Source organism: Corynebacterium sp. HMSC05D03, assembly GCF_001807205.1.
Lineage (GTDB): Bacteria > Actinomycetota > Actinomycetes > Mycobacteriales > Mycobacteriaceae > Corynebacterium > Corynebacterium aurimucosum.
Genome location: NZ_KV788168.1, coordinates 17,758 through 37,872 on the forward strand (window position 1 = coordinate 17,758; position 20,115 = coordinate 37,872).

The window sequence follows — 20,115 nt, forward strand, 5'->3', positions numbered from 1 at the left end:
CAGAGTGATATCTGGGGCGGACTTTTCTTATTTATGCGGGTTCTAAAACTCGCTGCAGCTTTGCCTTTAAACTAGCAGCTCCGCAATCTGAATGGTGTTGAGCGCGGCGCCCTTGCGCAGGTTATCGCCGGAAACAACGAAGATGAGACCCTTGTTATCTTCCACCGTCTGGTCTTGGCGGATGCGCCCAACCAGGGAAAGGTCGATGCCTGCTGCCGCCAGCGGGGTCGGCACATCGACGACCTTGACGCCCGGCGCAGAGGACAGCACCTCGCGGGCCTGCTCCGGGGTAATCGGCTTCTCGAACTCCGCGTGCACCACCATGGTGTGACCGGTGAATACCGGGATGCGCACGCAGGTGCCAGAGACCTTCAGCTCCGGGATGCCCAGGATCTTGCGGGACTCGTTGCGCAGCTTCTGCTCCTCGTCAGTTTCTTCCGTGCCATCATCGACGAGGTTGCCAGCCAGCGGCAGCGCGTTATACGCAATCGGGGCGACGTAGGGGCCCAGATCCTCCTCGGAGACCTCGAGCGCCGAGCCATCGTGGACGAGCTCCACGCTGCGGTCACCGATGGACGCTACCTGCTTAACCAGGGTTTCCACGCCTGCCAAGCCGGAACCGGAAACGGCCTGGTAGGAGGCGACGCGCATGGTGGTGAGACCGGCGGCGTCGTGAAGCGCCTTCGTGACCGGCATGATCGCCATGGTCGTGCAGTTCGGGTTCGCGATAATGCCCTTCGGGGTGTTGCCCTTTTCCTGCGGGTTCACTTCCGAGACGATGAGCGGAACATCCGGGTCCTTGCGCCACGCAGAGGAGTTATCCACCACGATGGCACCGGCCTCGGCGAAGAGAGGGGCATACTCCTTCGAGGTAGCGCCGCCGGCGGAAAACACAGCGACGTCAATCCCAGCAAGGCTTTCAACGGTCTGCTCCGCCAAATCTTCCACGACAATCTTCTCCTCGCGGAAGGTGAGCTCCTGGCCCGCCGAACGCGCGGAGGCAAAGAAGCGAACCGTATCGGCCGGGAAGTTGCGCTCCTCCAAGAGGGTGCGCATCACGCGGCCGACCTGGCCGGTGGCGCCTACAACTGCAACAGTGGTCATGACCTTAACTCCTTAAACTTTAGCGTCCGGTACCAGCATAAACGGTGGCCTCTTCCTCGCCACCCAGCTGGAACTTCTCATGCAAAGCAATGGCTGCCTTATCGAGATCGGCCTCGCGGGTCAGCACGGAGATGCGAATCTCGGAGGTGGAAATGAGCTCCATGTTGACCCCAGCATCACGCAACGCTTCCGTGAAGTCGGCAGTGACACCCGGGTGGGACTTCATGCCTGCGCCGACGAGGGAGACCTTGCCCACCTGGTCGTCGTACAGCACGTTGGCCCAGTGGCCCTCCTCCTTGAGCTTGGCCAGGATCTCCATTGCCTTCGGGCCATCGGAGCGCGGGCAGGTGAAGGTGATGTCGGTGGTGCCGGACTCCAGGGAGGAGACGTTTTGCAGCACCATGTCGATGTTGATCTCAGCGTCCGCGATGGTGCGGAAGACCTTGGCTGCCTCGCCGGGGCGGTCCGGAATGCCCAAAACGGTGACCTTGGCCTCGGAACGGTCGGTGGCGATACCGGTAAGTACTGCTTCTTCCACGGGGATATCCTCCATTGATCCGGCAATCAGCGTGCCGGGGTCGGTTGAATAAGACGAGCGAACTCGAAGGGGAACGTTGAACGCGCGAGCGTACTCGACGCTGCGCAGGACCAGAATCTTGGAGCCGACGGCCGCCAGTTCCAACATCTCTTCAAAGGAAAGCTGGTCGAGTTTCTTGGCGTTATGGACGATGCGAGGGTCAGCGGTGTAGACGCCGTCGACATCGGAATAAATCTCACACACATCGGCCTTGAGCGCTGCCGCCAGCGCCACCGCGGTGGTATCTGAACCGCCGCGGCCGAGGGTGGTGACATCACGCGATTCCTTATTGACGCCCTGGAAACCCGCAACGATGCAGATCTTGCCTTCTTCCAGCGCTTCGGTAAGGCGGCCCGGGGTGACGTCGACAATGCGGGCGTTTCCGTGGCGCTCGGTGGTGAGCACGCCGGCCTGGGAGCCGGTGAAGGATTGAGCCTGCGCGCCCAAGGACTCCACCGCCATGGCAACGAGTGCATTGGAGATGCGCTCGCCAGCGGTCAGCAACATGTCCATCTCGCGCTGCGGCGGGACGGGATTGACCTGGGCCGCAAGGTCTAGGAGTTCATCGGTGGTATCCCCCATGGCGGAGCACACGACAACCACGTCGTTGCCCTGTTTCTTCGTCGCCACAATGCGCTCCGCCACCGCGCGAATGCGCTCTGCGCTTTCGAGGGAGGATCCCCCGTATTTCTGTACGACTAGGGCCACTGATGGTCCCACCTTTCCTGTCTGTGAGGGCCAATATCTGTTCACCGCCCAATACCTATAGACCGGCAGTCAACTCCTTTAGCCTACCGCCCTTTGGCTACCATCGAAACACGTACTGGGTATTAATTCCAGGTAGGGTAGAAACAGTGTTTTCAAACCTGGTTGCCATTGCGTTCGCACTGGCCTCGGCACTAGTCGTGGCCTGGGGAACTGTCATACGCCACCGCATCGTGTTGGACGCCAGCTCCCGCAGCGTCATGCGCACTGCAATTCGCACGCCCCTGTGGTGGGTTGGCACCGGTGCCGCCATTGTCGCCTATGCCTTGCAGCTCATCGCGCTCCATTTCGGCACACTACTCATCGTGCAGCCCATCCTTGTCCTATCCCTCATGTTCACGCTGCCGCTTGCTGCGTGGTATTCCCGCCGGCCGATGCCGCCGCGGGAGGTCTTCTGGTGCCTGACGCTGACCATCGCAGTGAGCATCATGGTGGTCTACGGGCGCCCCACCGCAGGCTTGACGACGCCCACCTGGTCCCAATGGTGGCCCGCCTTCGCCCTCGGCGCGCTGACACTCACCGCGCTCTTTGTGGCGGCCTATAACCGGCCGGAGGAATCCGCGCTGGCACTCGGCGCCGCCTGCGGCATCCTCTACGGCTACGTGGCGCTCGTAGCAAAAGCGGTGGTTGACGTCCTCTCCCACCAAGGCATCGCAACATTGCTAGCCAGTTGGGAGCTATACGCACTCATCGGACTGGCGGCTTCCGGCACGGTCATCCAGCAGTATTCCTTCCACGCCGGTGCCTTGGCGCACTCCCTTCCCGCCATGACCATCATGGAGCCCATCGTGGCTTTCGGCTTAGGCTACTGGGTCCTGGGTGAAAAATTTCAAGTCGAAAGCGTTGCGGGGTGGTGCGTGATGGGCGCTTCACTCATCATCATGATCGCGGCGACGATCGTCTTATCGCGTGTTCCGGTCAACCCGGGAAGCACTCAGCGCGCAGAGCAAAGCCCGCGTTAGATCGCCCACTCAAAGACCACCAGCATATACGCGGAGAACCACGCTGACCACAGGACCCATGCACCGCAGGCAGCCCACAGCACGCGCGGCCGCAGGGCACTAGCCGCGCGCACAACCCACGGCAGGATCAAGATAATGGCGGGCAGGAGGAGACGCGGACGCGAGTGCATGATGCCGTCGGAAAGCAGCACATTCGCGCAAAGCGCAGCACTAAACCACCAGGCCACCGGGGTAACCCTCCCCCATGCTGCCACCAGCAGCACAGGAACACCCACGATCACCAGGGTGGTGAGCAGGTAGCCCACGTCGTTGTTCTCAGTCAGGGTTTCCCACACGAACTGCACGGTTGCCACACCGCCATCAAAGGTGGAATTCCAATGCTCAGTTTGAATCCCGAAGTAGCCACCAGCATCTGCCAAATAGCGCTGCGTCCACAGTAGATATGCCGGTAGCGGGAGCGCTGCGACGACGACATCAAGCCACGCCTGCCAGGAGCGCCGCCCATAAATGAGCACCCACAGAGCAAAGACGGCGAGGAAGTCGACGGAGGTCAACCGAACGAAGGATAAGGCGAAGCCGAATGCCGCTGCACGCCACCAGGCGTGATCATCTAAGGCTATAAGCCCCCACACCACGAGGGCACCGAAAAGGGCCTCGGTATAGGGCATCGAAAATACGATAGACATCGGTGCGCTGCTCACCACGAGGGCCGCTGCACATTGCCCACGACGCTGCGCACCCACGCGCCGCGCCAAAACCATGACTCCGGCGGCCATGACTGCAGTAAGCAGGGTGTTAACAATGAGCGCGGCTATCTCCAGACTGATTCCAGTCCAGCCCAGCACCCGCAACAGCATGGGAAAGCCCGGGAAGAAAGCCATAGTGATTTCATGGACCGGGCCATCCGTGTTGATGTCGGCGTCGAAATACCCCGCACGTGCGATCTCCAGGTAGTACTTGGAATCCCAGGCCGTGAGCCGATCCCACAGCTCCTGTTCATTAGCTCCGGCAATGACGCTGAGAACAGTGATACGCACTGCGGTGCCGACAACCGCGACCAGCACAGCAACCGACAGAAGCGCTAGCCTCCCCTGCACACCTGCCGGGGAGGCAGCAGCTGATAGGGCGCCTTCTACTGCGGTATCCGCCCGAGGTTCCGGTCTCGTCTTTGTGGAGTTTTCTTCGTGCACGCCACACATCCTATCCACACCGCACCACGTCCCAATATGTGAAATCAGTTGCCACACAATGAGAAGCGTTGTATTGTGGCTCACATGACTTTGCGGCACACTCTTCTCCTTAGTAGCCGCGGCGGGATTTAGGTTTGTAGCTTTACGGCCAGCGCCCCGTCGCGGAGCGTGGTGGTGCCAACACACACCGCAGCTGGCCGTCCCCACGATTCGCTCCACAGTTGCTCATCACAGCGACACAGCGAAACACACGCCTCACATAAGGAAGAGACCAACACTATGTCCCCCAACGATTCTTTCATCTCCGCTCCCCGCGAAATCACCACCCCAGCCGGCCCGCGCAATGACAACCAACCTGCCTGGAACAAACAGCGCGGTTCCTCGATGCCAGTTCACCGCTACCAGAGCTTCGCCGAAGAGGTCGAGCCGGTTAGCCTGCCTGACCGCACGTGGCCGGATAAGAAAATCACCGTGGCTCCGCAGTGGTGCGCGGTGGACCTGCGCGACGGCAACCAGGCCCTCATTGACCCGATGAGCCCCGAGCGCAAGCACCGCATGTTCGACCTGCTGGTCAAGATGGGTTACAAGGAAATCGAGGTGGGCTTTCCTTCCGCCTCTCAGACGGATTTCGACTTCGTTCGCGAGATTATCGAGGGCAACAAGATTCCGGAAGACGTCACCATTCAGGTCCTGGTACAGGCCCGCGAGCATCTGATCCGCCGCACTTTCGAGGCATGCCAGGGCGCAAAGAACGTCATCGTGCACTTCTACAACTCCACCTCGAAGCTGCAACGCCGCGTGGTCTTCCGCAAGGACCGCCCGGCCATTAAGAAGCTGGCAACGGACGCTGCGGAGCTCATCAAGAGCATTGCCAAGGATTACCCGGACACCAACTGGCGCTGGGAATACTCGCCGGAATCCTTCACAGGAACCGAACTGGACTTTGCTGTTGAGGTCTGCGATGCCGTTGTCGACATCATGGAGGCAACTCCAGAAAACCCCATGATCATCAACCTACCTTCCACCGTTGAGATGATCAGCCCGAACGTTTACGCCGACCAGATCGAGTGGATGCACCGCAACTTTGCTCGACGTGATTCCATCATCATGTCCCTGCACCCCCACAACGACCGCGGCGAAGGCATCGCCGCCGCTGAGCTGGGCTACATGGCCGGTGCAGACCGCATCGAGGGCTGTCTGTTCGGCAATGGTGAGCGCACCGGCAACGTGGACATCGTTACCCTGGGACTGAACATGCTGACCCAGGGAGTGGATCCGCAGATCGACTTCTCCGATCTGCCGAAGATCCGCGAGACCGTGGAATACTGCAACCAGCTGCGCGTACCGGAGCGCCACCCCTACGGCGGCGAACTGGTATTTACGGCCTTCTCCGGCTCGCACCAGGACGCCATCAACAAGGGCCTGGACGCCCTGGCACAGGAGGTGCGCCCAGGCGCGAACAACACCGAGGTTTCTTGGGAAGAGCTGCAGGAAACCACCTGGGAAGTCCCCTACCTGCCCATCGATCCGAAGGATGTCGGCCGCGATTACCAGGCGGTAATTCGCGTCAACTCGCAGTCCGGCAAGGGCGGCGTTGCTTACATCATGAAGACCGATCACGGCATCAACATGCCACGCGCCATGCAGGCGGAGTTCTCCTCCGTGGTCCAAGCGGTGACCGATGCCGAGGGCGGCGAGGTCAACTCCAAGAACATGTGGGACATCTTTGCCAACGAATTCCTGGAGCGCACTTCCCCGCTGGAACTGGTCTCCTTCCAGGTGGACAACTCCACCACGGAGGATGAGGATGCCAAGGTAACCGCAACCATCGTCTTCAACGGTGAAAAGCGCATCGTCTCAGGCACCGGCAACGGCCCTATCGCCGCATACGCTAATGCCTTGGAGGATGTCGGAATTGATTTTGAGGTCATCGACTACTCCCAGCAGTCCCGCACCTCCGGTGACGATGCGGAGGCAGCCTGCTACATTGCCGCCGAAGTCAACGGCGCCCAGGTATGGGGTGCCGGCATCGCCGGCTCCACGACGCGCGCGTCCATCAACGCGATTACCTCTGCCGTCAACCGCGCGGACTAACGCTGACCACATCCGCCGACCAGCCGGAAGAAGCAGCAGCAGAAGAAGAAGAAGGAGGAGCTCGGCCTCATCACCCGACCTCCTCCTTTGCGTATAATCCCCAGCACAATCTCTTTTGCTAATGTTTCCCCTTGCAACGCTGTGCTGGATATGCGCTGTTGTAGCCCACCACGGCGAGTTATATAATCAACAAAGATAATTTTTCACAAGAACAATTTGAGCATCTTGTGCGGTTAAATGGATTTAAGTCCACGCTACGACATTCCCTACTGCGCACGGTTTCACACCTAGCGAATTCGGCACGGTACGAGTAACGAAGGCGAATAGTATGACGGTCACCAACTACGTGGTCCCCCACCGTGGTTTTGGTGAACCCCGCCGCCTTACGGTTGACGCCGTCAACCCAGAGATGTTCTTACAGCTGTTCTCTTCAGCAGAAAATAGCCATCTCCCCGTTACCTTGTGTGGGCACTCCAGCTCCGGCTTCCGTGTCCGGCATGGAGGGGAAATCGTCGGCGTCATTCCCGCCTCCCAGTCTGCCGCTTATGCAGAGCTGGACTCGATCATCGGTGCGGGATTAACTCCTCAGGCCACCGCAGAGATCGCGCTCCGCGAAGATGCGGCAGAGGAATCCATCCCGGTGTTTGAGGTTCTCCTCCCCGAACCAGGCCTGTGCGTTCCCTTCAATATCCCCCCAGCCCAGCGCTGGGGCATGCTCAACGGTGACCGCGCACTGCATATCACTGATTTTTCGGCGACCACGCACTCTTTGCCGAAGCACCCCGCCCATCTCCTCGTGCGCTTGTCCAACCGCCGGCACTTTTTCCGCCGTGCCATCGAGGTTCACCTAGATGACGAACTCGTCGCCACCATTCCGCGCGATCAAGCCTCGCAGTTGAGCGATACCATCACGGGATTCAAACACGAGGGTCTCATCGCAATTGCTCGCGCCTACTTCACCCCAGATGCCGAAGCCCCAACGTTAACTCTCTACACCGAAGATGGAACACCAAACACCAGTTTTGCGGTGAAAACCGCAGGCGTCATCGCCGCTGCCGCGGGGGCGGCTGCCGCGACGGCGGCAAGTACCGCCAAGGCACACGCAACAATCGCACCTATCGGCAGCTCCAAGGCAGCGGGTGCGGCACAGACCACTGGTTCCGCTGTTACAAAGGGTGCACAAGCCCTCTCCCTGAATTCAGTTGGGGCTGCCGCGACGACTGGAACCCAGATCGCTGTCGCTGGCACCGGGCTCAAGCTAGCCTGCGCAGCAAGTGTCGCTGTACTCGTCGGCGGCACCGCTAGCTTTGTCTCCTCAGTGCGCGCAATGCATCCCGCCCATGACCATGTCACCGACTCGGTTCTGGAGGGCTATACCACGTCGCTGCCGGCTCCGAGCCCGGCCAATGATGCAGAAGCTGACAGCGAACCTTCCGCCTGGGCAGAAGAGGAGACCGAAGGCACCGCCGCAGGGATTCACCGCCCTGAGCATCACAGTCTTGCGACCACATCCCGCGCCATCGAGAACACTGCTTTCTCCGCCTCGGCAGAACCAACGGAACTGTCTGAACCGGCAGAGCCAACTGAGTTGACCGTGCAGCGTGAGCCAACTGAACCAGCAGAGCCCACTCAACATGCAGAGCTGGCTGCGCCTGAGGAAGTGACTCCTTCCCCTCGCAGCAGCCACGAAGTGCCCGCAACGCCGGAAGCAGAGAATCAGCCCGAAGAGCCGGAGAAGAACACTCCTTCTACGCACACGAGCGAACCTAGCTCCACGCCAACTCAGAAGGCGACCCCAACTTCGGCGGCTCCGAACACCACTCCGACGGCTACCCCACGTACGTCTGAACCAGCTCCGTCGACCACGGCTGCGCCGATAACTTCCGAGCCCAGCGATTCCCTCACGTCAGAGCCAACCACCGAGCCCTCTCCCGAGCCGAGCGAAACGTCAACGTCTGAGCCGACCACTGAGTCCGCGCCTGAGCCCAGCGAAACACCCACGTCGGAGCCGACGCCCGAGCCAGAGCTCACCCCTGAGCCCAGCGAGAAGCCCAAGCCAAAGCCGAGCACAGAGCGCACTCCTGAACCAAGCCGCACACCGGACCCAACTCCAGAGCCAACGCCTGAACCGACTCCAGAACCAACGCCTGACCGCGACGGCTGGGTCATCATCATCGAATTCGGTTAGTCACCTCAGCGCGTAGCGCCACCCTTACTTCCATTTAGGTGGTTCGCACCGCTTCACGTGTGCCCTTTCCAGCTTCCTCGCAGTTGGGTACTAAACTGTGAACAATGACTACGACACCCGGCCCCACCAAGCCTGCAGCGCAGCCTGGCGCAGCAGGGACGCCGGCCGCGGCGTCATCGAACACCAACGCCCCGAAGCCGGGACCACGCCCGCACCAGGCTGCCCAAAAGCAGACCGGGAATGAGCAACAAACGGCCCAGCCGCACAAGGACGACAACAAGGACAAGGCCACCGCCCGCGAGGAAGCCCTCGCAGCTTTCCCCTTCGTGGCGCTGACCATCCAAACCACCGGCATCCACCCTTCCACCGGCAGACTGCTCACTGTGGATGCGCTAACCCTCAACGCCGAAGGCGAAATCGGCCAAGAGTTCCACGCCGTCATCAATCCGGGCGAGGACCCAGGCCCTAAACACCTGCACGGTCTCAGTGCTGAGGAAGTCCAGGCAGGACAGTCCTTTTCCATGCTCCTCAAACCACTGGACCGGCTCATCGATGGCCGCACGCTCATCGTCCACGACGCCCCCTACACCTGGGGTTTCATGGTCTCAGAGGCACGCCGCGCAATGACCGCCGCCGCCCGCCAAAACCGCGCGCGCAATCGCAACCGCGGCAAGGGCCGGCGCCGCCGATTCAAGGTGGGACACGTTCCCACCCCAGTGGCGATCGTGGATACCCTCGCCACGGCTCGTCGCCAAAGCGTGTGGGGCACCGATATTCGTCTGGCAGCAGTTGCTCGCGATACCGGCCTTCCGGCGCCTGACCCCACGGCCAGCGTCGAACGTGCGCAGAAGCCGGAGAAGGAGACCTCCCGCGAAGCAACCCGCCTGCTTGTGGATCTTTATCGCGCGCAAGCTTCAGGCCCACTGAGCAGTGCAGCACCGGATGATCTGCGAGCGGACCGTTTTGGGCTGCAGCGTTCCCACGTCCGCGTCGACGCTGCTGAAGCGCCCCGCCAGCACCACAACCCCGGCGCGTATGTGCCCGGCAAAGAGCTCATCCGCGGCATGGAGATCGTTGTAGCCCCGGAAATCACCGAGGACCCCGATACCATCATCGCCGCCCTAGCCCGCGAGGAGCTCAACTACTCGGAAAAGCTCACCCGAGAAACGTCCCTGGTGGTCTGCAACATCACCACCAACCTCGTGGGCAAGCCCATGCACGCTCACCGCAAGGACATCCCCCTGATGTCCGACGTTGCCTTCCTTGCCGCTCTCGAGCGCATCGAGGAACCCACGGAGCCAGAGGAAGAATCCGGGTCTAAGTCAACGGGTAGCTCGGGCGGACGCCACAGCAGCGGACAATCCAACCGCAATCGTTCCACGAACAAGAACCGCCGCCGCTCGCGCCGCAAGTCCTCCGGTACTCAGCACTCTGCCAAGCAGGAACACGCGCAGAAGAAGCACCAGGGCTCTTCGTCCGACGGATCTGCGAGTGACAAGCGCGCCCAGTCGGACTCCGACTCGAACAACCGGAACAGGGGCGGCAATAAAGGTCGCCGCCGTCGCCGGCGCGGTGGACGTGGCCGCCGCGGTAGTGGCAACCACCAGAAGCAGCAAAACTCGGGACACAACCGCTCACACAACACCGATAGCTAAGGTCCCCCGACTACTCTGGGGAACATGAATTTTAACTTCCGAAGCGCGTTTTCTTCCGCGCGCACTGCGGTTGCTACCACCGCTGCGGCGCTGGCCACCACCGCCTCGCGCGCCACGGGCCGCGGCGCGGGCGGCATGATTGGCGGACTCATCGCCAATGCCATCGACCCCACCATCATGCAGAACTTGGCCAAGCAGCGCCCGGCTATCCTGGTCACCGGAACCAACGGCAAGTCCACGACCACGCGCATGCTGGCCGCCGCAGTGCGCGCCGAACACACCGTGGCCACCAACGATGGTGGCGACAACATGGATGCGGGAATCATCTCCGCACTCTTGGCCGGCAAAGATGCAAGCCATCTAGTCCTTGAGGTAGACGAGCTTCACGTTCCCCACGTCGCGGATAATCTCAACCCCACCGCGCTGGTGCTGCTGAACCTTTCCCGCGACCAGCTGGACCGCGTGGGGGAGATCAACAAGATTGAGCGCGCCTTGCGCGGCGCCGTCGAGGCCCACCCGGACATGCTCGTCATCGCCAACTGCGATGACGTCCTCATGACCTCCGTGGCCTATGACGCGAAGAATGTCATTTGGGTTTCCGCGGGTGCCGGCTGGATGGGTGAATCCGTCACTTGCCCGCGCACTGGGGGCCACATCGTGCGCGAGGGCGAGGACTGGCACGCGGTCAAGCCGCTTGCCGACGGCCGCGAATTCCGCCGCCCCACCCCCACCTGGGCAGTGACGGAGGACGGGCTGGTGAGCCCAAAGGGCGTCGATAAGCTGCGCCTTTCCCTCCCAGGCCGCGCGAACCGCGGCAATGCTGCCCAAGCCGTCGCCGCCGCGGTCGAAACTTTCGGCGTGGACCGCCACAAGGCCATTGCCGCTGCGGAAGGCGTCGATGATGTGGCCGGACGCTACTCCACCATCACGCTGGGCAAGCGCACGATTCGCCTCCTCCTGGCCAAGAACCCGGCCGGCTGGCAAGAAGCGCTGTCCATGGTGGACCGAGAGGCAGATGGCTTGGTCATCGCCGCCAATGGCCACGTCGCCGACGGTATTGATATGTCCTGGCTATGGGACGTTCGCTTTGAGGACTTCGAAGGTATTCCCGTCAAGGCAGCGGGTGAGCGCGGCACCGACCTCGCAGTGCGTTTGGTCTATGCGGATATCTCGCACGAGCTCATCGCAGACCCACTCGCCGCTATTCAATCCTGCCCGGAGGGCCGCATCGAGGTCTTGGCCAACTACACCGCCTTCCGTGATCTGAAGAAGGCACTTACCGCCGCAGCAGCAAAGGAGCACTCGAATGACTAGCCTGCAGATTGGCCTCATCCTCCCTGACATCCTGGGTACCTACGGCGATGACGGCAACGCCTTGGTCCTGCGCCAGCGCGCCCGCATGCGCGGCCACGAGGCTGAGATCGTGCCCATCAAGCTAGGTGAGCCGGTGCCGGATTCTCTCGACGTCTACACCCTTGGCGGCGGCGAGGACACCGCGCAGATTCTCGCCGCGGAGCACCTCATCGCCGATGGCGGCCTGACCCGCGCGGCGGCCGCGAAGCGCCCGATTCTGGCGATTTGCGCAGGCCTACAGGTACTCGGCGAGTCCTTCCGTGCGTCCGGCCGCGTGGTGGATGGTGTGGGGCTCATCGACGCCACCACCGCCTCCATGACCGAGCGCGCTATCGGTGAGGTAGCCACGGAACCGACCAAGGCCGGAATCACCGCTGAGCTCACCGAGCCGCTCACCGGTTTTGAGAACCACATGGGTGCAACCATCCTGGGGCCTGCCGCCCAACCGCTGGGAACGCTCACGCGCGGAACCGGCAATGCGGATACCGCCGCCATTCTGGACCTCTCCGACAGGGCCGTCCAGCGCGGTGCCGAGGGCGCGGTACAGGGCAGCGTTATCGCCACCTACATGCACGGCCCCGTCTTGGCGCGCAACCCGCAGCTGGCGGATCTGCTGCTGGCCAAGGCCATGGGAGTCGCGCTCAGCGAACTTGAGCCCTTGAACATCCCCGCCATTGACCAGCTGCGCACCGAGCGTTTTAACGCCTCGGAGCCGCCGCGCTCGCAGCGCTAGATATCAATAGAAGTAACTAACTGAACCGATTGACCACAACCTTCGGCACACGGTACCGTAGGCAACGGACGCACTAAGGTGCTCCACTTCCGAAGCTCGTGTTGTTCACACGAGCTTTCGCGTATCCAGGGGGTGTTCCTATATAGTTTGTCAACCTCGCGGGTGGATTAGCCGGGGTTATTCGGCAGGGCGAAGGCGATCCCTCGCCCACTTTTCGGCCTCTTCAGTCGCAGCGGTAGACGCGTCCAGAGCGTTCACGATGCTCCGTTGCTGGCCACCATCAAGACGATCCTACTGCTCGTTCAAGGCCGCGACGATGATCGCCTGGGCGTGCACGCTGACCCCAATCTGAGTATTCCCGATACTGCCCAGGAGCAGCGAGCCCATATGACTACTTGTTCAAGCCGGTTAGAATCCAAGCACTACCCGGATTATCCAGAGAAAAAGTGAGAGCAACTGTCGTTGACTCCATGATTAAAAGAAGACGGACTTGATGGAGAACACAGATCGAGAGCCTGTCGAGAGAACCTCACCCATTGTTCGCTGTCGCCCTTTCCTCTAAGAAAGAGGAAGTTTTCGTGATCGGAGAAGCCGTGTTCTGGAACAGGGGGATCATCAGCCATAAGTGTTTCTTTGACTGTTTGATACGGAGTGTATGGGCACACGAGCGAAAACTCAGTCCACTCTGGTCCGTAGAGTTCCTCCAGTGTGATGGACTCAGTAACGGGCATTGCATGTCCCGATCGTCCTAGGGACGCGAGATGAGAAGCCAATGGGTCATCAAAACTACAAGAGGAGAGTAATAGGGAGACAATACTAGTGAACCCTATCCGCGCCATCATGCGTCTCATTAACATAAACCCCTTCTCGTGCCTATCCTAGGAAAGTGGAGATAGCAGTCCAATGCTAGCCCAGAGGGCGCACTGGTTCAGAGCAGAAGCTTCGTCGCCACTACTTGCGAAAGCAAATCCAAGAAATCGACCTTGGGCATTGTTATACAGGTCCATGCTGGTCTCATCCGCTGGCCCCTGAGCGACAGTTTCGTGGTTAGTAGCAATGCGTTCAGCTGCATCTGCACCGATTCTCATCGTCATCAGGGCATTCCACGAGCAGTGCCGAAAAACATCGCCCTTTCCATTGTGGAGTGATGTGGCGCCAGGAAACCGGTTCTGCGCTTCCATACTCGCGGTTGTGGCTGCCTGATTGGCGATGCCGCATGATACTACATCGACCAGCGCGATGCAGGACAGCATTTCAAGGCCCTGGATATATATCCGGTAGGGGTCCGACTGGGCGGTCGCAAAAGGCGCTACCTGAGGATTGATGTCAGTGACCCTGGCACGTTCAACTGCAGCAATGATTGCGCGTTGTTCATTAGCTGACAGGGATGCGAAGTAACCGTACGGGTCGGCTCGAAGTAGAAAGCCATCTTTACCAAACAGTTCAGTGCGCAGATTGGATCTTTGCCCTACTTGGAAGGATTTCAGCCTACAAATATGACCCAGATTTCAAGGATTTCGACTGGGCAATCAAGTATTTCGGAAACCGACTAGCCCATGCGAGTAGTCCCCACAGCAAGATTCGTGCCGCAGGAACAGGTCGGGACGTTTATGCGAATCATCTTGGCAGCTACCGCAGTTGTTTTTCCAAACCCGAAATCCCCATGAGTCCTACCGATATGGAAGCTCTGGCGAAAAAGTTCAACGGTTAATTCTCTATTTTCTGAAGCGCCGGTTTAAACCGTTAGGCGGCCGCTCAACGCACGCGAAAGCGTCAGCTCATCGACGAACTCAAGGTCGCCGCCCAGCGGCATGCCGGAAGCTAGGCGCGTGATTTTCAGTCCCGGGAAGTCTCGTAGCAGACGCACAAGATAAGCTGCGGTGGCCTCGCCCTCGGTGTTGGGATCGGTGGCGAGGATGACCTCGGTGATGTCCGGGGAGTCGTCGTAAAGCGGCTCCTCCGGGGTGGAGTCCGCCAGCTCTCGGTCCGGTAGCACGCCGCCGAGGCGCTGGAGTAGTTGCGAGATGTTGAGGTCCTTCGGGCCCACGTTCGCCAACGGATCGAGTGCGCCGCCGAGCACGTGATAGCGGCCGTCATATTCGCCGGTGCGCTCGATAACCTGAATGTCCTTGGGCTCTTCCACCACGCAGATGGTGGAAGCATCGCGCTGCGAATTGATACAGATGCGGCAGACTTCCTCGCGCGAAATATTGCAGCAGATGCGGCAGAAAGTCACACCATCACGCACTGCCCCCAGCGCCTTCTGGAGGCGATCAATCTCCTCTGGATCCTGATGCAACACGTGGAAGGCGATGCGTTGCGCTGACTTCGGGCCAATACCCGGCAGGCGCGAGAACTCATCGATGAGATCCTGCAGAGGTCCTTCAAACACGCAATGCTCCCCTCACTCAACAATCCCCTAAGCCCTAGCGGCTGGAGACACAACAAAAGGCCGCACTGCTCTCCACAAAGAGAGCAATCACGGCCTTTAAGTCTAACGCGCGACTTACTGGTTGCCGCCGAAGACATCCTGGATGGACGGACCATCGTAGTTCTGCTGGGACTGCCCCATGCCCTGGGACAGCGGGCCAATCTTCTCCTGGGCCAGGCGGCCAGCAGCAGCGTGAGCCTCCTTGAAGGCGCCAACGATGAGGTCCTGCAGGGTATCGATATCCTCCGGGTCGACCACGGACTTATCAATGGAAACGCTCTGCAGCTCAGCGCCACCGGTCATGGTGACCTTCACCAGGCCATTGCCAGCGCTACCCTCAACGGTGGCGGCCAGGATTTCCTTCTGAGCCTTCTCCAGCTCAGCCTGGACGCGGGCGGCCTGCGCCAGGATCTCGTTCATGTCATTTGCCTGCTGCATCGGGTCGTTCTCAGTCATGCTAAAAATCCTTTCACACGGTTATTTTCACTACGGGCCAAGTGTACAGATGCCACGCTAGAGCCGCCGCGCTCCCAACTCCTGTGCGAGGAGCTCCATCGCGACTTCCGTGGCATTGCGGTGGTCCATCTCGCCGGCGTTCTGCGCGGCCTCCATCATCTCGCGTTCCTCATCCGCGCGGGTGTATTCCGGCTGCGGGGCGGGAGCTTGTTGAGGCGCAGACTGTTGCGGCGGGACAGGTGCTTGGCCTGCGCTTTCCGGCGCCCCACCCATCCCTGTCGGCGGACCGTAGTTCTCCGGTGGTGCTTCGAACTCACCCTCGTCCGGGCCCGGCTCCGGCGGCAGCGGAACGCCGTTGCCGAACTTGGGAACCTTGGAAAACTCTTCATCCCGCTGGGCTGCTACTTGGCTCGCTTGCGCGATGCGTGATCGCCATTGGCTGCCACGGGCCTCCCTCTTTGGGGGCACTGCTGCCCCGCGCGGGGCAGTCTCCGGTCGCGTGCCTGCCTCCTCGCGCGCACCGTGCTGAGGCTGGGGCTGATCCGCCGTCATTTCAGACGACGGCCCCTGCTGCCCGATCCGACGCGGCGCGCCCCACGGGTCATCGCTAGCGTCGCCGCGTTCCTTCGCCTCGGGCTCGCTGGTCTTGTCGACCTCATCAGATTCTGTTGCGGCTGCGGAAGCTGGCGCAGTTTCGGAAGAGTGCGAATCAGTAGCGTTGTCCTGAGTCTCCGGACTCTCTGCCTCCTCGTCGGGCTCGGCGGCCTCACGTGGCGGTTGGTTGGGGTTCCACTGGGTACGTTGAACTGGCTCAGTCACCGTGAACCCGTGGGCCTTCGGGTCGGTGCCGATGACACACGTGACCTTCAGGGTGCGGTTGAGCTCCTCCTGAAGGACGGTCACGATGACCTCGTTGGTGCCTGGAGAATTGATGCGTTCCGCCAGCGCACCGGTGGTGTGCCCAAGAACCAGGGTGTCATCACGCACGCCGAGGACACGGGCTTCGGCAAGCATGATTTCAGCGACCTTGTTGCGACGGCCAATGGTGGCGCGCAGGTCCGACCACCGCCCGCGAATCTCCGCGGCTGGGTCGTGCGGCTGCTCAGGCTCAGGATGCTGTTCTTGAGCCTGTTCTTGTCGTTCCGTCTGCTCCTGTTGCTGCTGTTCGTGCTGTTCCTGTTGCTGGCGCTCCGGCGGCTCTTGGCGCTGTTTAGGCTGCTCTGGCTGCTCTGGCTGAGGCTCAGGCTGCGCCTCCGGCTGTGCAGGACGCTCTGGTACTTGGGGCTGCGAGTCCTCGGGGGCAGGGGTCTGCTGCACCTGCTGGACTGCTTCCTGAGCCTTGTCGGCCTGCTGCGGTTGCTGCAGTGGTTGCTGTTGCTGGGCCTCTTGCTTTGCTGCTTGACGGCTGCGGCGCTGCGCGATGATCGCCGCAGCGGCGGCCGCGGGATCCTGGGCGCTGGCGACCACAGATTGCTGGCGCTGTGCAGGCGCGGTGGGCTGCCCTGCGGGTGCCGAAGGCTGCGCTCCCGCACCTTGCGGGGCAGCGGTGGGTAGCTGACCGGCCGCTGCCGCTGCGGGGGCGGCACCAACGATGAGGTGCGCACACAAAATTTCTAGAAGTAGCCGTGGGGACGTCGCTCCCCGCAGGGAGGACACGCGCTCGTTGACGGTTTCCGCCAGGTAGGCCAGCTGCGGGCCAGAGAAGCGCTGCGCCTGGGCAGTCAGTACTTCCCCGCGGTCAGTCGGAGCCGAGACCAAACCTTCCTCCAACGCGGATGGCACGGCCTGCAAGATCATCAAATCCCGCAAACGATCCAAGAGGTCAATAGCAAAACGACGGGGATCGTGGCCGGCTTCAATGACATCGTCGACAAGCCGGAAAAGCCCCGCTTTATCCTGGCTAGCCAGAGCCTCAATCGTGTTATCCAGCAAGCCCTCGTCCGTGACACCCAGAAGCGGACGGGCCACATCGTAGGTCAAGCCATCGGGCCCCGCGCCCGCCAACAGCTGGTCCAAGATGGATAACGTGTCACGCGGTGACCCGCCGCCGGCCTGGATGACCATGGGGTACACGGTGTCATCCACGTGGACGTTCTCCGAGGCCACGGTGCGCTCCAGCAGCCCCTTCATCGCCGGCGGGGTCAGCAGGCGGAAGGGGTAGTGGTGGGTACGCGAACGGATGGTGCCGATGATCTTCTCCGGCTCCGTCGTGGCGAAGATGAAGATGACGTGCTCCGGTGGTTCCTCGACAACCTTGAGCAAGGCATTCGCACCGGAGGCAGAAATCATGTGAGCCTCATCGATGATGAAGATGCGGTAGCGCGACTCTGCCGGCGCGTAGTAGGCGCGATCACGCAACTCGCGCATATCCTCCACACCGTTGTGGGAGGCGGCGTCGAGCTCCGTGACATCGAGGTTGCCCGGGCCGCCAGGGGCCAGCGAGACGCAGGAATCGCACACCCCGCACGGCGTAGAGGTGGGGCCCTGTTCGCAGTTCAGCGAGCGGGCCATGATGCGCGCAGACGACGTCTTTCCGCAGCCACGCGGGCCGGAAAAGAGGTAGGCATGGTTAATGCGCCCCGCATCAAGGGCGGCGGACAACGGCGTGGTGACCTGCTCTTGGCCTACCACTTCCGCGAACGTTGCTGGACGATATTTCCGGTAAAGAGCCACGGTTAGTCAGTCTAGCGTCTCGCCCCGACACGTCACTCCGAGCGCTGCCAATCCAGTAGATCGATGCCTTGCTCCGCCACCGCCTGCTGCAGCGCCGGCACGCCTTCCTCGACGGCGTAGGCGTACTCGGCGTCGCTCAGCATCAGCAGTTGGCAGACCAGTGTCAGGCGGTCCTCCTCCGCCACCTGCGGGGTCTGGCCACCCCACAGGTACGGAGCGATGAGCATGCCATGACGCACGCTCACGTGGGCGAAGCGCTCGTCCCCTTCAGCAAAAAGTTTGGGCAGGAGCAAACCCGGCTGCGCGGGCAGCAAGCCTGCTGACTCTGTGAGCAATGCCGCTGCCGCACTCACTGCAGCAGCCGCTTCAGCCTGGTTGGTGCGGGCGACGGTGAGGAGCTCGCAGCGCACATCGATCCCCTGCTCGGCGTGCGCCAAGCCGGTATCGACGTCGGCGAAGCCACAAGTGACCGCAAGGGACTGCTCACCCTCCAGCGAAGCTAAGCCCAAGCGCTGCCCCTCGACATTCTTAAACGCCAGTTCAGCGGGAATAATCTGGTCGAGCCAGTAGGCCGTCTCGTCAGAGTTGATTGCCTTATGCCCCCAGCTTCTCCAGTGCGGCGAGCAGCACACAGGTGGCCACGCCATCCATTGCTGCCTCAACCTCTTCCTGCGGCGGCAGGGACGGGGCCAAGCGAATGTTGTGGTCCTTCTCGTCCTTGCCGTAGGGGAAGGCCGAGCCAGCCTTGGTCAGGAGAATGCCGGCATCGCGGGCCAGCTCCCACACGCGGGTCGCGGTGCCCTCCAGCACGTTCAGGGAGATGAAGTAGCCACCCTCCGGGTGGGTCCAATCAGCGATTTCGTGATGGGTGAGGTTCTTATCCAGGATGCGCAGAACCGCTTCGAACTTCGGCGCCAGCAGCGCAGCGTGGCGGCGCATAACCGCACGCACGCCCTCGGCGGACCCAAAGAACTCGTAGTGTGCCAGCTGGTTAATCTTGTTCGGGCCAATGCCGCGGATTCCGGCATGTTCCAGGTACCACTTCAGGTTGTCCGCGGAGGATCCGAAGAAGCTCACGCCGGAGCCAGCGAAGGTGATCTTCGACGACGAGGACATAGCCCAGAAGCGGTCCGGGTTACCTTCCTGCTCTGCAATCTCCAGAATCGGCAGAACCTCCGGGAAGTCCTCGGTCAGCGTGTGCACGGCATAAGCGTTATCCCACACGATGCGGAAGTCCGGTGCACCGGTCTCCATCGCTGCAAGGCGGCGAGTCTTCTCTTCAGAGATGACAGCGCCCGAAGGGTTGGAGAACATCGGCACTACCCACATGCCCTTGACCTGCGGGTCCTTGGCCAGCTCTTCTACCGCTTCGATGTCCGGGCCGTCTTCTTCCATCGGCACCGAAATCAGCTCGAAGCCGAAGGATTCCGTGATGGCGAAGTGGCGGTCATATCCCGGGGTGGGGCAGATCCACTTGATGGTCTCTTCTTTAGACCACGGCTTCTCAGAGCTGTTGGTGCCGAAGGTGTAGGCCCACAGGATGAGGTCATACATGATGTTCAGGGAGGAAGAATCCGCCGCGATGAGGAGCTCCGGATCCATGTTGGTGAGCTTGCCCCACAGTTCACGCAGCTCCTTGATGCCCTTCTGGTTACCGTAGTTGCGCAGGTCATTGCCTGCGGCATCGGTGTAGTGGCCGCGGCCCGGCAGGACGAGCAGATCATTGGACAGATCAAGCTGAGCCTTAGACGGCTTTCCTCGGGTCAAGTCAAGTTCCAAACCCTCAGCCTTGAGGGCCTCGTAGTCCTTGCGTACCTGCGCGGCAAGCTCAGTAAGCTCGGACTTTTCAAGATTAAGAAGAGACATCCGTCTTCCTTCCGGGACGTAGTGCGGACATATGGCAACCATACTAACGCCCCGTTACATCCCCCGTG

Annotated in this window: 15 protein-coding genes; 6 read left to right on the plus strand and 9 right to left on the minus strand. The window is 61.3% G+C overall.

Going from position 1 to position 20,115, the window contains the following annotated elements; translation table 11 throughout:
- Window positions 1-66 precede the first annotated feature (66 nt).
- Window positions 67-1,104 (minus strand): aspartate-semialdehyde dehydrogenase, encoded by a 1,038-nt coding sequence (locus HMPREF3147_RS02460; protein WP_070444230.1) that lies wholly within the window; start codon window positions 1,102-1,104, stop codon window positions 67-69.
- A 19-nt stretch (window positions 1,105-1,123) separates the two neighbouring features.
- On the minus strand, window positions 1,124-2,389 hold the full coding sequence (locus HMPREF3147_RS02465; RefSeq protein ID WP_070444232.1) for an aspartate kinase: 1,266 nt from the start codon (window positions 2,387-2,389) through the stop codon (window positions 1,124-1,126).
- A gap of 146 nt (window positions 2,390-2,535) precedes the next feature.
- Here HMPREF3147_RS02465 and HMPREF3147_RS02470 point away from each other — a divergent pair, with 146 nt between their 5' ends.
- On the plus strand, window positions 2,536-3,408 hold the full coding sequence (locus HMPREF3147_RS02470) for a DMT family transporter (RefSeq protein ID WP_070444234.1): 873 nt from the start codon (window positions 2,536-2,538) through the stop codon (window positions 3,406-3,408).
- Here the strand turns inward: HMPREF3147_RS02470 and HMPREF3147_RS02475 are convergent.
- Window positions 3,405-4,607, minus strand: a complete 1,203-nt coding sequence (locus HMPREF3147_RS02475; RefSeq protein WP_070444236.1) for a mannosyltransferase family protein — start codon at window positions 4,605-4,607, stop codon at window positions 3,405-3,407. The two genes, HMPREF3147_RS02470 and HMPREF3147_RS02475, sit on opposite strands and share 4 nt — an antisense overlap.
- 270 nt (window positions 4,608-4,877) lie before the next feature.
- On the opposite strand from HMPREF3147_RS02475, the gene leuA reads away from it, so the two are divergent.
- From leuA to HMPREF3147_RS02500, 5 genes are all read left to right on the plus strand, one after another.
- Window positions 4,878-6,692, plus strand: coding sequence for a 2-isopropylmalate synthase (leuA, locus tag HMPREF3147_RS02480; protein WP_070444238.1), 1,815 nt, complete (start codon window positions 4,878-4,880; stop codon window positions 6,690-6,692).
- 328 nt (window positions 6,693-7,020) lie between these two features.
- Window positions 7,021-8,880: a hypothetical protein gene (locus HMPREF3147_RS02485; protein WP_070444240.1), complete on the plus strand. Its 1,860-nt coding sequence runs from the start codon at window positions 7,021-7,023 to the stop codon at window positions 8,878-8,880.
- A 104-nt stretch (window positions 8,881-8,984) separates the two neighbouring features.
- Window positions 8,985-10,535 (plus strand): DNA polymerase III subunit epsilon, encoded by a 1,551-nt coding sequence (locus HMPREF3147_RS02490; RefSeq protein ID WP_070444242.1) that lies wholly within the window; start codon window positions 8,985-8,987, stop codon window positions 10,533-10,535.
- A 24-nt stretch (window positions 10,536-10,559) separates the two neighbouring features.
- On the plus strand, window positions 10,560-11,849 hold the full coding sequence (locus tag HMPREF3147_RS02495; RefSeq protein ID WP_070444244.1) for a Mur ligase family protein: 1,290 nt from the start codon (window positions 10,560-10,562) through the stop codon (window positions 11,847-11,849).
- A complete protein-coding gene (locus HMPREF3147_RS02500) occupies window positions 11,842-12,621 on the plus strand; it encodes a type 1 glutamine amidotransferase (protein ID WP_070444246.1) in 780 nt (259 codons plus the stop codon). Before HMPREF3147_RS02495 ends, HMPREF3147_RS02500 begins: the two co-directional genes overlap by 8 nt.
- Before the next feature lie 878 nt (window positions 12,622-13,499).
- Here the strand turns inward: HMPREF3147_RS02500 and HMPREF3147_RS13120 are convergent.
- The 6 genes from HMPREF3147_RS13120 to HMPREF3147_RS02525 all read right to left on the minus strand — a co-directional run bounded on the left by HMPREF3147_RS13120 (window position 13,500) and on the right by HMPREF3147_RS02525 (window position 20,047).
- Window positions 13,500-13,874 carry a DUF6973 domain-containing protein gene (locus HMPREF3147_RS13120; RefSeq protein WP_371325732.1) on the minus strand — a complete coding sequence of 125 codons (375 nt, stop codon included), beginning with the start codon at window positions 13,872-13,874 and terminating at the stop codon, window positions 13,500-13,502.
- A 482-nt stretch (window positions 13,875-14,356) separates the two neighbouring features.
- Complete coding sequence (gene recR, locus HMPREF3147_RS02505) at window positions 14,357-15,013, minus strand: recombination mediator RecR (RefSeq protein WP_010190001.1); 657 nt, start codon at window positions 15,011-15,013, stop codon at window positions 14,357-14,359.
- A 114-nt stretch (window positions 15,014-15,127) separates the two neighbouring features.
- Window positions 15,128-15,508: a YbaB/EbfC family nucleoid-associated protein gene (locus HMPREF3147_RS02510; protein ID WP_010190004.1), complete on the minus strand. Its 381-nt coding sequence runs from the start codon at window positions 15,506-15,508 to the stop codon at window positions 15,128-15,130.
- A 57-nt stretch (window positions 15,509-15,565) separates the two neighbouring features.
- Window positions 15,566-18,181, minus strand: a complete 2,616-nt coding sequence (locus tag HMPREF3147_RS02515) for a DNA polymerase III subunit gamma and tau (RefSeq protein ID WP_083276413.1) — start codon at window positions 18,179-18,181, stop codon at window positions 15,566-15,568.
- A gap of 32 nt (window positions 18,182-18,213) precedes the next feature.
- Window positions 18,214-18,828 (minus strand): suppressor of fused domain protein, encoded by a 615-nt coding sequence (locus HMPREF3147_RS02520; RefSeq protein ID WP_246815703.1) that lies wholly within the window; start codon window positions 18,826-18,828, stop codon window positions 18,214-18,216.
- The gene (locus HMPREF3147_RS02525) at window positions 18,776-20,047 is read right to left on the minus strand and encodes an aspartate aminotransferase type Ic (protein ID WP_010190010.1); all 1,272 of its coding nucleotides are present in this window, start codon (window positions 20,045-20,047) and stop codon (window positions 18,776-18,778) included. Before HMPREF3147_RS02525 ends, HMPREF3147_RS02520 begins: the two co-directional genes overlap by 53 nt.
- Window positions 20,048-20,115 lie beyond the last annotated feature (68 nt).